Raw genomic sequence first — 11,875 nt, 5'->3', positions numbered from 1 at the left:
CCCGTTAAAGACCCGAAACCTGCGGCATGCGCAACTTCACCAGCCGGTTGGCCAGGTTCAGCTCCCACGGCTTGTCGTAACGGCGGTGGCGATAGCGCCACGATGCAATCGCGCTCAGGCTCCGCTTGGCCCAACGCGGTGAGCGCAGATCCTGCACCGTCGGGAAACGGCAGCGCAGCACCGTCACGAAGTCGTGGATATGCTGGCGCAGCTTGTCGTCCAGCCACGGCGCATCGGCATGGCAGGCGTAGTCGACCCAGCGCTTCTCCATCCACTCTTCCGGAGTCTTGGGAAAAATCACCGGCTCGCCGTTGAGATCGAGCAGAGGCATCGATGCCCGCTTGCCACGATCCTTTTCGTGCTTGCTGCTCTCGGGCAACGGCGTGTAGATGTAGACGATGATCTCCGACTCCGGGTTGATCCGCTTCAGGTCACGGATGAACTCGAAGGTGTGCTCGGTTTCTTCCACGGTGTTCTCGGGCGGCGCAACCATGAACGACAGCTCGGGGATCACGCCGTTGCGCCGGCACAGCTCGGCAACCTCCAGCGTCTGGTCCGGCCGCGTGCCCTTGCGGATTTCCTTGAGCATCTGGCCGCTGGGCGACTCGGCGCCGATATAGGCCATGCGCAGTTTGCTCTTGCGCACCAGCTCCCAGGTGCTTTCCTTGAGATTCAGCAGGGCATCGGAGCGGGCATAACACCACCATGGCATTTCCAGCTTGGCCATGACTTCGAGCAGCGGAATCATGTCTACTTCGCGGTCGAAGAAGTTGTGATCGAAGAACTGGACCGAGTCGGCACCGACTTCATACTTGAGGTAACTCAGGTCGCGCTCCAGGCGCGCGGCGGCCGGCAGCACGGTGGTGCCACCGAACATCGCGTTCACGCCGCAGAACGTGCAGCGAAAACGGCAACCGATCGCCGCCTGGTGCGCAACCGTGCGTCGACCGAGAAAGGTCGGCGCGAGATAGCGACGCGGATCGCCAAGCTTGTCATAGGGGAGTACCACTCCGGTGTCACCCAGCGTGAAGCGGCGATTCGGGTTATGCACGACGGCGCCGTCGTTTCTCCACGACAGGCTGCCGATCCTGGCCAGCGCATCGGGCGCCGCACCGCGATGAATCGCGGAGACCAGCTCGGGCAGGCTTTCTTCGCCCTGCCCGCGAATGGCGTAGTCGACATACGGCGCGGCCAACGCCGTATCCGTGTAAAGCGTCGGGAAATAGCCGCCCCAGATAATCGGCAACTGAGGAAAGCGCTCGCGTATCGCCGTCGATACCGCGATGGACGGCGCCATCTGCGGGCCACCCATCACGCTGATACCTACCGCGTCGACGCGGCCTTGTTCGATGGTTCGTAGCGATTCGGCAATGAAATCGCGTTCCACGTTGCCATCGATGATCTGACTGCTGCCGGCACGATCCAGCGTCGCGGCCAGATGCAGCAGCGACAACGGGAACCGCGCGCTGGCACGCGAGGTAATCGTCGGATTGATCAGCAGCGTATGGGGCGTATGTGTCATGGGCGGGATGCGCGTGGAGGGTTATGGCTGACGACGCAGCTGGAATACCAGCGCAACGGGCACTTCGAGCGCCATGCGATCGAAGCGGGCACCTACCGGTATATCGACCGGATCGAGCATCGGTTCCAGCACACGCTCGATCTGCCACCCAAGCGTGGCGCAGGCGGCATGCCAATGGCTGTAGAGATGTTGCGTGTGCTGCACGGCATAGCGCTCATCACCCGACTTGAAGTCGCGAACCCAGCCGAGCGCATGCCCGATAGGATGCACGTCGCTGCACAACAAGTGCCCACCCGGCCGGGTTACGCGGTGCAGCTCGGCGAGCGATGCGTGAAGATTCTCGACATGCCCGACGACCAGGCCGCAGACCGTCAGGTCCGCCCAGGCATCGGCTACGGGCAATGCCGTAACGCTACCCTGCAGGAGTTCGACCGGGATGTCGTTTCGTTCGACGCTCAGCTCCGCATCGGCGCGTTCGAGCATCTCCGGCGACAGGTCGACACCCGTGACGCATGCCGCGCCACGGCGCAGCGCATGCAGCATGTAGCGGCCGCTGCCACAGCCTGCATCCACCACGGCCTGCCCATGCAAGGACTCGGGCATCAGTTCGAGCATGGCGCGCTCTTCGGCGTGCATGACCGGATTGTGGGCATGCGCGGGATAGCTGGCGGCCCAAAGCGCGTATGCCTGTGCAGGTGCGAGCATGTGTGGGCGCGACATCAAGGCGCCTCGAACGACGGTGTTTTTTGTTGGAACAAGTTCGGCAATCCCGGAACAACCTCATTTTTTCCTATCGTCATCCCGGCGCAGGCCGGGATCCAGTGGCGTTGTGATCGGTCATCGCGAGCATCAACAAGCATTTGCTCTACGGCGAAAGCCGGAAACCGAAGACACGGGATCCCGGCCTGCGCCGGGATGACGAATAGGGGCCGTGACAAGAACCTTCGCGCATTCTTCGAGGTTTTCATCAGTGATACCGCGCTTCAACGCTGCGATCGCGCTCATTGCTGTGCGTGACCAGCTCAAGCCCAGGTTCGAGCGCCATCAATGCCGGATCGGCCAGAGTCTTGGCCAGCAGCTTCGGCTTGCCGTCCAGCATCACCGGCACGGTCTCCACGCCCGCGGCAGCAAACCACTCGATGAAGTCGGGGTCGGCGATACGCGGCACACCGGCGTGTACCACGGCGCGAATCTGGTTGCGCTCGATGCCGACCAGGCTTTCGACTTCGTCGCCACCGCGGTCTTCGACGATCACCATGTCGGCCGGACCACCCGGTGTAAGACTGCCGTGCAACGGCATCCGAAGAACGCGCGCGGCATCTGTCGTCGCCAGCGCCAGCAGTTGTCCGGCATCCAGCTCTCCGCGCACAGCGACATCGCGCATCTCGGCAAGCAGGTCGCGCGCGCCGCTCAGTCGTGAATCGCTACCCAGCGCAAGCCGGCCGGCGGCCAGCAGACGCCGTGGATCCAGCGATTGCCCAAGCAGGGCAAGATTGCTGCCCGGACACCACACTACCGAGGCGCCCACGGCAATGACGCGATCGATATCCTGCTCGCGCAGACCTACGCCGTGAATCAGCACGCTGTTGGGTGCCAGGCAGCCGATCTGATCCAATTGCGACAATTCGGCCTGTGCCGTCGCGTCCGTGCCTTCGGCCAGATGGATAAACCACGGTTGATCGGCTGGCGTTGCGGCGAAACTCTGTTCCAGCGGCGGACCGTAGCCGGGGCCGGCCAGGGTGTAGCTCCAACCGAAGTCGCGTAGCAACGTGACCGGAAAATCAGCCGCATCGAGCGTCGGATGCCAGGGATCGTGGTGCGCCACGCAAGTGGTGCCGGCCAGCAGGTTCTTCAGCCCACCGTGCTTGAGCCGCAATGCTTTCGAAACATGCAGCGCAGCGATAACGGCGGGATTCTCGAAATGCTTCTGAAAGGCCGCAATCCAGGCGTAGCTATTGGGAAACGGTGCGCCCTTCCGGAATGGCGGAACGCAGTTGACCTGCAGATGCTCGTGCGCATTGATCAGACCGGGAAAGATCAGGTGATCGCGCAGCTCGACGCGATAGGCGCTCGCAGCCACCGATGCGTCGATGCGGCCAGCCCGAATCGACAGCGGCTCGCGCGATGGCCCTGCCGACATCATCGAAGTGGCGCGGCAAAGACTGATGTCGGTCGGCGCGTGCAGAGCGTTCATGGCGATCAGCGCCGATGCATCACGATCAGGAAATGGTCGCCCATATCACGCAACACGGGCAGCGCCCCCCAACGGTCGTCGAGCCGTCCCAGCCGCTCGCACCAATTACGGCGGCGCCGGTAGTAATCGACCAGATAGGGCGGTGGCAGGAACAGACTCAGCGCGCGATAGCTTGCCAACGAGAAGTGCTCGGCGAACGGCTTGTAGAACTCACGCGGCAGGTAGTAGTACGTCCAGATCGTATGACGATTCATGCCCACCGCGGTTGCGCCACGCGCAGCGCGCACGCCGGCCCGCTTGAAGCGACCGCGCAGCGCGTAATGTCCCAGCTCCCAGGGGCAGATTCGGCCCATCACCGAGAAAACCAGCCGACCACCGGGCTTGAGCAGGCGTGCACATTCGTTGGCAACGGCAGCGAGATCCGGCGCGCAGTTCAATGGACCGAAATTCGAATAGATGCCGTCGAACTCGCCCTCGAGTTGATTCAGTTGCTGGATGCCCAGATGTACGGCGGTGACACGCGATTCGAGTGCCGATGCTTCGGCGCGCGCACGCGCACGCTCGACCATCTGCGGCGACCAGTCCGAAGCAACGACGCGAAAGCCGCGCCGGGCGAACTCGACCGCGTCGATGCCGGTGCCGCAGCCCAGGTCGAGCAAGCGGGCACCGGGGGAGAGCTCACTGTGCACCGTGTCCCACAAGGTGATGCGCATGCGCTGGATCAGCTCGTTGTTACCGCGCGGGCCGTCGTAGTCAGCCGCGACGCTGTCAAAGGCGCGTTGCGTCTCGAGCAACTGCGACTCGTCGAGCGAGGTGCCACCGGCTTCGAGCTTGTGTTGTACGGTCATACTCATCCCTGCGTCACCGGCCTTTTTCGTTCGTATAGGTGGTGAGTGCCGATATCGGGTGCTTTGGTTGAATCGGGTGGTGGTTGAAGAGCCCCCTCACCCCAGCCCTCTCCCTCGGCGAAGCCAGGGGAGAGGGCTGGGGTGAGGGGGCGCCCCTGATCTACCGCCGCGCAACATTCCTGCCGATCGCCGCCAACGCCCCCATGAAAAGCCCAAAGAAAACCCCGATGCCCCAAGTCAGCACCAGGTTGGGCGACACCGGCCAGTCCGATACACGAATCGGCCATGTCAGCGATGTCTCGAAGGTGTAGTTCGGGCTCAGGCGATTGATAAGTTCGCTTCTGGCGACCTGCAGGCTGTGGATGTCCTCATTCTTGCCCGACAGCAGGATCCCGGCGACCGCCGGCGTCGTCTCATCCTTGCCACCCTGCCCGGCCGCACGCAGCAATCGATCCCGATCGGCGATGGCGTCCTGCAGCTCGGTCTGGATTTCATCGAGACGCTCCTTGGCAAGCTTGAGCGGCAAGGCTTCAAGGCCCTGATGGATCGCCTGCAACTGGGTAAGGGTCGCCGTAGCGAACTGCCTGGCCTGCTCCGGCGAAAGCGCACGTACGCTCACCTTGATCAGGTTGGCATAGGGTTCCGGCTCCAGCTTGAAACTCGTGCGATAGAGCTGAGCTTCCGGGCTCTTGGCCGAAAACCCGGCGCTTTTCATGACATCGTTCTGGAAGTCCAGCGTCTGTAGGCGCTGGATCACGCGCTGAAACGGTTCGACCTTGGGATCGGTGCCTTGCAGCGCCGAACCGACCTGCCCTACCTGTATCGAGGCGGTCGCCTCCCACTTGGGCCTGGCCATGTGCGCATACGCAAACGTCGCAGCCAGGACCACCAGTAGCACCGCCACGAACCATCGCCATTCGCGCACGAAAATCCGCCACATGTCGATCAGATAGATTTCGTCTTGTTCCATGTCAGAGGCTCGTTGAAAGATGGGCGGGGGCAGGCATCGGCGTGTCGGCTTTTCGATTGGGCAGCAATGCGGCCGCTGTTTGCATTGCCAGACAAAGACCGATGAATGCGACATTCGTCCAGATAAATGCCTGCGGCGCGAATGGCGACATCACGCATACGTAGGAAACACGCAGAAAAATAAGCAGGGGAAACAGAGAGGCCGCGGGCCGAAGGCGCCGCACGCTCCATAGCAACAGTGCATACAGCACCAGGATCGCCACTACCGCCCCCAACGGGCCAAACGCGAGCAGAAAAGGCAGAAACTCCGTACCCACGTTGATATTGGACGCATCCAGTGGAATATCCGTCCCTGCGGTAGCGATCGAGCCGCTGAACGGAACCACCTGATTAATGAGAAAGCTGGCGTTGGTGTAATGCTTGGCCACCATCGCGCCAAAGTTGTAGGGGCCGGCGCTGCTATAGAGCAACAGCCATTTGATCCCCTGCGGAGCAGCGCGATACATCGCACTGAAAGGCAGCGCAACCGTATCGAGCGACCCCGATCGCAACGCACCCAGTATCGAAAACACGCTGCCGCCGACCAGCGCCAGTACCCCGATCGTCTTCCACGGCAGCGGCTTCTTCTCGTCGCGCCGAAACACGATAACCAGTGCGAATGAAAACAGCGATGCGAAGATGCGGTTGCGATCGATCACCAGAATCGGAAACATTATCCCGACGACGATCAACGCATTGCGAAGCCACTGCTTTCTTGCGCAAAGCAGCCCGATGACTGGGAGTGTCCAGCACATATCGGAGATATGCCGGATATGCTCGCGGCCATTCTCCATCGTCGCGTAGGACGATGGGTTGTCCAGCAGCGGCACGGGAAACAGGGTCAGATCCAGCAGGCAGAACAGGACGATCGCCGCCGCAAAAATCAACGCAACAAAAGCGTCTCGCGTACCTGCATAGTGGCGCGCCCGGAACTGCGCGATCCCGGGCAAGCGAGTGCCTATCACCGTATCGGCAAGCATGACGCCCATGGCGGTAAGCGCCAGCACCAGCATGCCCTCCAGATAGCCGTCAGGCAGGTCATAGGCAAGCAACGTGAGTCCGCAGGCCAGCAGAAGCGGTAGCGCCAAATAGGTCGACGGTAGACGCAGCAGCCACTTCATACGTGTTCCGCATGCGCGTGTGTCGAAGGAAACCTGAGCTTGGACAACACGGACAGCGCCAAGTATGCCGTCATATGGAAAACCACAGGGCCCACGCGCTGCTGCAGATACGCGATCTTGGCGCCGATGTAATGCGATTGTGCTCGCAACAACGTTTGGTAAGGTTCGTCGAACAGGCACACTCGCCGTAGCGCGACCTGACGGGATTCGATCAGATTCACGATACGAGTCGCGGTATGCCGCGTCTTGCTCAGGTTGGTGCCATGCAGGCGATATGCACAGACGCTGACATCGATAAACCCCAGCGCGTCCCGAGCGGCCAGGCGTAGAAACAGATCCCAGTCGTCGATACGCAAGCCCTCGCTCCACCGAGCCACGGTCTCCAGCGCGCTCTTGCGAATCAGCGTGACCGGGCCGCCGATCGCCCAACGCGTGATGACCGCGCGGCGTATGCCGTCGTCGGAGTCATACAGCCGCTTATCCGCGCCGTGCAGATCGCACATGCCGCTGTCATGCAGTTTGTTCCCATCCTGATCGATGACCACCGAGTCGCCGATCACCGCGCCCTTGCGCGGATGCGCCAGCAGATAGCGAACCTGCGCATCCAGTCCACCGGGCAACAGATAGTCGTCGCTTGCGCCCAGGCGGAAGAACTCGCCGCGCGCCCGCGCCGCCAGTTCGTTCAAGGTCGCCGATATGCCTTTGTTGGTCCGACGCACGTACTCGACGGGAATGTACTGACCGTTCCTGGCCACCCATTCGGCAATCAACTCGCCGGTGCCATCGGTAGACCCGTCGTCGATGATGACGATCTCTTTGGCCGGATACGGGTCCTCCAGCACGCTGTCCAGGCAACGCTGCACGAAATGTTCGTGGTTGTAGGCCGGTATCAGCACGGAAACCAACGGCATCGCCGCGGGACTCTTGGATATGTCGGCAGTTGTCGTCATAACGCCCCCAGATAACGTCGTACGACCAGCACGTTGAAAACCAGGTAGATCAGGTAATTGACCGCAAAGGCGTACATCGCGCCGATCAGTCCGAAGTGCGCGGTGAACAGATAGACCAGCAGCAGATAGCTGGCGCCGAAGACGCATTCGGACACGACGAACAACCGCGTCATGGCCTTGGCCAACATGACGTAGGACAGAATGAACGATGCAATCTTGATGACGTCGCCCAACAGCTGCGGTCCGTACAGTGCGTTGGCAGAGCTGAAATCCGCGCTGAAGAGCAAACCGGTCACCCAATCTCTAAGCACATACACCACCGCCGCGAGAACAACGACCGCCGGCAGCAGATAGCGATAGGCATTGCGCAGCTCAGCCACCAGTGCGCCACGCTCCTGGGTCGACGCCAGCTTGGGCAGGTAGTAGATATTGATGGCGGTGGTGAGAAACAGCAGGTAGGCATCGGACACTTTGCTGACCGCCTGCCAATAACCTACTTGCTCCCAGCCGTACTGGGCAGCGAGATGATCGCGAACCGCGATATTGATCAGCGGTGGCAGCAAGGCCGAGGTGAGCGTCATCATCGAGAACGCCGCCAACCGCAACGTCATCTCGCGATCGAAATGCATCCGCAACATGCTGCGCTGGAAATAGGGGCTTCGCCACCACGCCGGCAAGCCGACAATGAGCCACAGCACTTGTCCTATCACCAGGGCGAGTAGCGCGCCGTACAGCTGGAGCCATCGTGACAGCCACAACACGATCACGACGCTGAACATCGAACCGAGCACCTGGATAAATGCCAGCCGGCGCACGTCCATGAAACCGTTGATGACCGCCAGGATGTAGTTGACCAACGCGATGCCGAGCTGCGCCACGGCCAACACGCGGATCAGCCCCGCGTACTGCGGGTCGCCCAGCAACCAGACAGCAAGCGGCCGGCTGAACAGGAGTGCTGCGCCACCCATCAGGCAGGACGCGCACAGCGCGTACCAGAGCGCGGCTGCGAGAAGGCGCGACAACCGTTGCGGGTCGTTGCGATATTCCGCGACATACTTGACGATACCAGCGCTGATACCGCCGCCGGCGAGGATCGCCAGCAGGGACATGAGGCTCATGAATTGCCCCAGTTTGCCGACGCCTTCGGGTCCGGCGAACCATGCCACCAGCTTGATCACCACCAGCCCTGCCAACAGCCGTGCGGCCGTGGCAATAGCGGAGTAGAAGCCGGCGCGGACGATGTTCATGCCGGACACACGAAGGACTGACAAGCTTCGATCACCCGCTCCACCGCATCCGCGCTCAAGGTCGGGCCGATCGGCAGGCTCAACACTTCGTCGTGAAGACGCTCCGTTACCGGCAAAGAGAAACCTTGCAGCCCCGGATAGGCCGGCTGCCGATGTGCGGGTACGGGATAATGCACCTGGCATTGAATGCCATGCGCTTGCATATGCAACTGCAACGCGTCGCGATGCGCGCTTCGAACAACGAAGAGGTGCCAGACGTGCCGCTCTTCCTGCACTACCTCGGGCACCTGGATATGCGGATGGCGAATACCCTCCCGATAACGGCGAGCGACCTGGCGGCGCCAGGCGATCTCGTCGTCGAGATGATTCAGCTTTACCCGCAACAAGGCGGCCTGCATTTCGTCGAGTCGTGAATTGACACCCTGGTAGAGATGCAGGTACTTCACATCCGATCCATAGTTGCGCAGCGCCGCGATGCGTTTGGCGAGCGCGCTGTCATCGGTGACCACCGCACCGCCATCCCCCAGCGCACCCAGGTTCTTGGTCGGAAAAAAGCTGAAGGCCGCCGCATCGCCAAACGCGCCGGCCTTGCGGCCATCGCTCGTCGCGCCATGTGCCTGCGCAGCGTCTTCGATCAGGAGCAGCCGGTGTCGTTGCGCCAACGCGGCCAATGCCGACATGTCCGCCAGCTGGCCATACAGATGCACCGCCATGATCGCGCGGGTACGCGGACCGATGGCAGCTTCCACGCAGGCAGGATCGAGATTGAAGCTGACCGGATCCGGCTCCACCGGAACCGCTACCAGCCGGTTTTCGGTGATCGCCAGAAAGCTTGCGATAAAGGTGTTGCCGGGCACGATCACTTCGTCGCCTTCGGCCAGCGCGCCCAGCTCCTTGTAAGCGCGCAGGATCAGCGACAGCGCATCCAGTCCGTTGCCCACACCGATCGCATGACGTGCGCCGCTGTATTGGGCGAACTCAAGCTCGAACGCTGCCAGCTCGTCGCCGAGCACGTACCAGCCCGAATCGATCACTCGTGCTGCCGCAGCCTTCAGCTCGTCGGCATAACGGGCATTGACGTCCCTGAGACTGAGAAAGGGTACGTCCATCAGAGCACCCACTCGTAGAAATCATGCACCACGGCGCGGGCGCCGAAATGTTCCTTCTGCGCGACCAGGCCCTCGTTGAGCACGGCGCCCTGCTGCTCGGTGGAAATGCCAAGGCTCAGGTAACGCCGATCCGCGTACTCGCGGTCGATCAGCTCGGCCAGCAGCAAGGTCAGCGCATTCAGATGACGCCCTTCCTGCGAGGCGGCCAGGTACTGGGTGTGCACCACGGCGCCGAAATCGTAGACCAGCACGCCGGCCAACAGCACGCCTTCGCGCCTCGCCTCGTGCAACACGATCTGTTCGGGAAAGCGCGCCTGCAGCAAGTACAGTTCCTGCAGGCTATGGGTCGGCGAGACTCCGTGTCGTTGCAGCACCTCGCGAAGCAGCGCGTGGAAGTCGTCGAAATCAGCACCGACCTGGCACTCGATGCCGGCCTTTCGCGCCTTGGCGACGGCGCGTTTGCGTCCTTGGTTGAGCTCGAACGGCTCCTGCAGCGCGATGACCGAGGAGAGATCGCGGCGCACGAGTCGCGCGCCGGACCGATGCAACGCATACAGGTCTTCTTCAGCGGGATAGGCATGAAAGATGTGTGGTACCGCCTTGTAGACAATGCGCTCCACATCGTTTGCACGGTAGTGGTCGCCCATCTGCTGAAACACCGCAAGCGTCGACTCGGCGCGCAGTGCATGGCTGGCAATCAGCCCGGCATAGGTCAAACCGCCGTGGCTGGTTACCTGCCTGTCCCGGATGCTGGCGGGAAAGACCGCCTCGACGTCGCCGTCGCGTTCGATCACCAGCGAACAGTCGACGAATCGATCGGCGTGGTAGTCCATATAGGCCCGCCGATGCAGCATGTTGCCGTTGCGGGAGCGCTCGACCAGCCCATCCCAGGCTCTGGCATCGGCGGGGATATAGGGTCTAACCGTGAACATCGGCTTCACCCTCGAGCGGCTCGCCATCGGCTTCGGCCACACCGAATCCATCCACGCCCATGTCGTTGCCGTTGTAGAACATCAGCAGCTTGTCGCGCTGGCCTATCAGGGTGGGATAGCAGATGGTCTGGGAGTCCCAGCCGCTTGGGGAAAGCGCCAGGCCCAGCGATTCGTCGCGGCGCTCCCAATGCACGCCGTCGTCGCTATGGGCGACTCCGGGAAAATATTCGCCTGTGGTGTTGCCGCGCGTGAAGTACATGACGTATTTGTCGCCGCGCCGGTACACGCGCGGCCGTCCGATGCGGTATTCGCTGCCGCGTGGCAGCAGGCAGACATGGTCTTCGCGCGGCAGATATCTCGGATCGTCCGTTTCAGCGTAGCGAATGTGATAGCGCGGAAAGGGACGCCCGTCGATGATTTCCCAGTCGTCTCCCACCGCGTACCACATGCGCCAGCGGCCATCCTGGCGAATGACCGAATGCACCGCGCCGATCGTGCTACGGCCTGGCGCGCGATCCAGGATGGGCGTTTCCTGCACGCGCTCGAAGTGTTCGCCCCCATCCTTGGAGATGGCAAGGCCGGTGAAAGCGAGAAACTTGGCCTTGGCAACACGCTGGAAGCCGACATAGAACATGTGCAGGCCGCCGGGCGCATCGATGACATCGCCCAGGATCATGCCATGATCGTCGAAGCAACCGCCCCGGCCGATGTCGAGCACTGGCACGGCGCTGACCCGCTCGATCGTCGCAGGATCGTCGGCACGCACGTCGACATAGCCGATACGGCTGACACCATCGGCGTCACGAAACCCCGCATAGACGCGTATCAGCTCATCATCGAGTCGATACGGCGTCGGCGTAAGCGCCGAATGGCGCATCCAGTCGCCCACGCTGTGCCGCGCGGTTTCAAAGACCAATCCTTTCTTGTTCCATCCGGGCATGCGC

General features: G+C 62.1%; 11 protein-coding genes. All 11 read right to left on the bottom strand.

All coding sequences use genetic code 11. From position 1 onward, the window contains the following. Nucleotides 1-4: 4 nt before the first annotated feature. The 11 genes from ACZ6WW_RS12035 to ACZ6WW_RS11985 all read right to left on the bottom strand — a co-directional run bounded on the left by ACZ6WW_RS12035 (nucleotide 5) and on the right by ACZ6WW_RS11985 (nucleotide 11,871). Nucleotides 5-1,522, bottom strand: a complete 1,518-nt coding sequence (locus tag ACZ6WW_RS12035) for a B12-binding domain-containing radical SAM protein (RefSeq protein WP_281850937.1) — start codon at nucleotides 1,520-1,522, stop codon at nucleotides 5-7. Nucleotides 1,523-1,543: 21 nt separating this feature from the next. Continuing rightward, on the bottom strand, nucleotides 1,544-2,242 hold the full coding sequence (locus ACZ6WW_RS12030; protein WP_465274392.1) for a class I SAM-dependent methyltransferase: 699 nt from the start codon (nucleotides 2,240-2,242) through the stop codon (nucleotides 1,544-1,546). A 247-nt stretch (nucleotides 2,243-2,489) separates the two neighbouring features. Next, nucleotides 2,490-3,716, bottom strand: a complete 1,227-nt coding sequence (locus ACZ6WW_RS12025) for an amidohydrolase family protein (protein WP_465274391.1) — start codon at nucleotides 3,714-3,716, stop codon at nucleotides 2,490-2,492. 5 nt (nucleotides 3,717-3,721) lie between these two features. Next, nucleotides 3,722-4,564, bottom strand: coding sequence for a class I SAM-dependent methyltransferase (locus tag ACZ6WW_RS12020; RefSeq protein WP_465274504.1), 843 nt, complete (start codon nucleotides 4,562-4,564; stop codon nucleotides 3,722-3,724). 160 nt (nucleotides 4,565-4,724) lie between these two features. Then, complete coding sequence (locus ACZ6WW_RS12015; RefSeq protein ID WP_465274390.1) at nucleotides 4,725-5,534, bottom strand: Wzz/FepE/Etk N-terminal domain-containing protein; 810 nt, start codon at nucleotides 5,532-5,534, stop codon at nucleotides 4,725-4,727. A 1-nt stretch (nucleotide 5,535) separates the two neighbouring features. Beyond that, a complete protein-coding gene (locus ACZ6WW_RS12010; RefSeq protein ID WP_465274389.1) occupies nucleotides 5,536-6,693 on the bottom strand; it encodes a hypothetical protein in 1,158 nt (385 codons plus the stop codon). Then, on the bottom strand, nucleotides 6,690-7,643 hold the full coding sequence (locus tag ACZ6WW_RS12005; RefSeq protein ID WP_465274388.1) for a glycosyltransferase family 2 protein: 954 nt from the start codon (nucleotides 7,641-7,643) through the stop codon (nucleotides 6,690-6,692). The genes ACZ6WW_RS12010 and ACZ6WW_RS12005 overlap by 4 nt, the downstream gene beginning before the upstream one ends. Then, nucleotides 7,640-8,890, bottom strand: coding sequence for an O-antigen translocase (locus tag ACZ6WW_RS12000; protein ID WP_465274387.1), 1,251 nt, complete (start codon nucleotides 8,888-8,890; stop codon nucleotides 7,640-7,642). Before ACZ6WW_RS12000 ends, ACZ6WW_RS12005 begins: the two co-directional genes overlap by 4 nt. Then, the gene (locus ACZ6WW_RS11995) at nucleotides 8,887-9,999 is read right to left on the bottom strand and encodes a DegT/DnrJ/EryC1/StrS family aminotransferase (protein ID WP_465274386.1); all 1,113 of its coding nucleotides are present in this window, start codon (nucleotides 9,997-9,999) and stop codon (nucleotides 8,887-8,889) included. Before ACZ6WW_RS11995 ends, ACZ6WW_RS12000 begins: the two co-directional genes overlap by 4 nt. Next, nucleotides 9,999-10,931: a GNAT family N-acetyltransferase gene (locus tag ACZ6WW_RS11990; protein WP_465274385.1), complete on the bottom strand. Its 933-nt coding sequence runs from the start codon at nucleotides 10,929-10,931 to the stop codon at nucleotides 9,999-10,001. The genes ACZ6WW_RS11995 and ACZ6WW_RS11990 overlap by 1 nt, the downstream gene beginning before the upstream one ends. Continuing rightward, the gene (locus tag ACZ6WW_RS11985; RefSeq protein ID WP_465274384.1) at nucleotides 10,918-11,871 is read right to left on the bottom strand and encodes a glycoside hydrolase family protein; all 954 of its coding nucleotides are present in this window, start codon (nucleotides 11,869-11,871) and stop codon (nucleotides 10,918-10,920) included. Before ACZ6WW_RS11985 ends, ACZ6WW_RS11990 begins: the two co-directional genes overlap by 14 nt. Nucleotides 11,872-11,875 lie beyond the last annotated feature (4 nt).

This window comes from Dyella sp. NPDC103356, assembly GCF_055584465.1.
Note: the sequence above shows the minus strand (reverse complement) of the source record. Positions and strands in the feature narration are given on the sequence as shown.

What these genes read in the sequence shown, in the direction of transcription:
- ACZ6WW_RS12020 (WP_465274504.1), bottom strand. Translation starts at nt 4,564, where the DNA reads ATGACCGTACAACACAAGCTCGAAGCCGGTGGCACCTCGCTCGACGAG.
- ACZ6WW_RS12005 (WP_465274388.1), bottom strand. Translation starts at nt 7,643, where the DNA reads ATGACGACAACTGCCGACATATCCAAGAGTCCCGCGGCGATGCCGTTG.
- ACZ6WW_RS12025 (WP_465274391.1), bottom strand. Translation starts at nt 3,716, where the DNA reads ATGAACGCTCTGCACGCGCCGACCGACATCAGTCTTTGCCGCGCCACT.
- ACZ6WW_RS12015 (WP_465274390.1), bottom strand. Translation starts at nt 5,534, where the DNA reads ATGGAACAAGACGAAATCTATCTGATCGACATGTGGCGGATTTTCGTG.
- ACZ6WW_RS12010 (WP_465274389.1), bottom strand. Translation starts at nt 6,693, where the DNA reads ATGAAGTGGCTGCTGCGTCTACCGTCGACCTATTTGGCGCTACCGCTT.
- ACZ6WW_RS11990 (WP_465274385.1), bottom strand. Translation starts at nt 10,931, where the DNA reads ATGTTCACGGTTAGACCCTATATCCCCGCCGATGCCAGAGCCTGGGAT.
- ACZ6WW_RS11995 (WP_465274386.1), bottom strand. Translation starts at nt 9,999, where the DNA reads ATGGACGTACCCTTTCTCAGTCTCAGGGACGTCAATGCCCGTTATGCC.
- ACZ6WW_RS12000 (WP_465274387.1), bottom strand. Translation starts at nt 8,890, where the DNA reads ATGAACATCGTCCGCGCCGGCTTCTACTCCGCTATTGCCACGGCCGCA.
- ACZ6WW_RS11985 (WP_465274384.1), bottom strand. Translation starts at nt 11,871, where the DNA reads ATGCCCGGATGGAACAAGAAAGGATTGGTCTTTGAAACCGCGCGGCAC.
- ACZ6WW_RS12030 (WP_465274392.1), bottom strand. Translation starts at nt 2,242, where the DNA reads ATGTCGCGCCCACACATGCTCGCACCTGCACAGGCATACGCGCTTTGG.
- ACZ6WW_RS12035 (WP_281850937.1), bottom strand. Translation starts at nt 1,522, where the DNA reads ATGACACATACGCCCCATACGCTGCTGATCAATCCGACGATTACCTCG.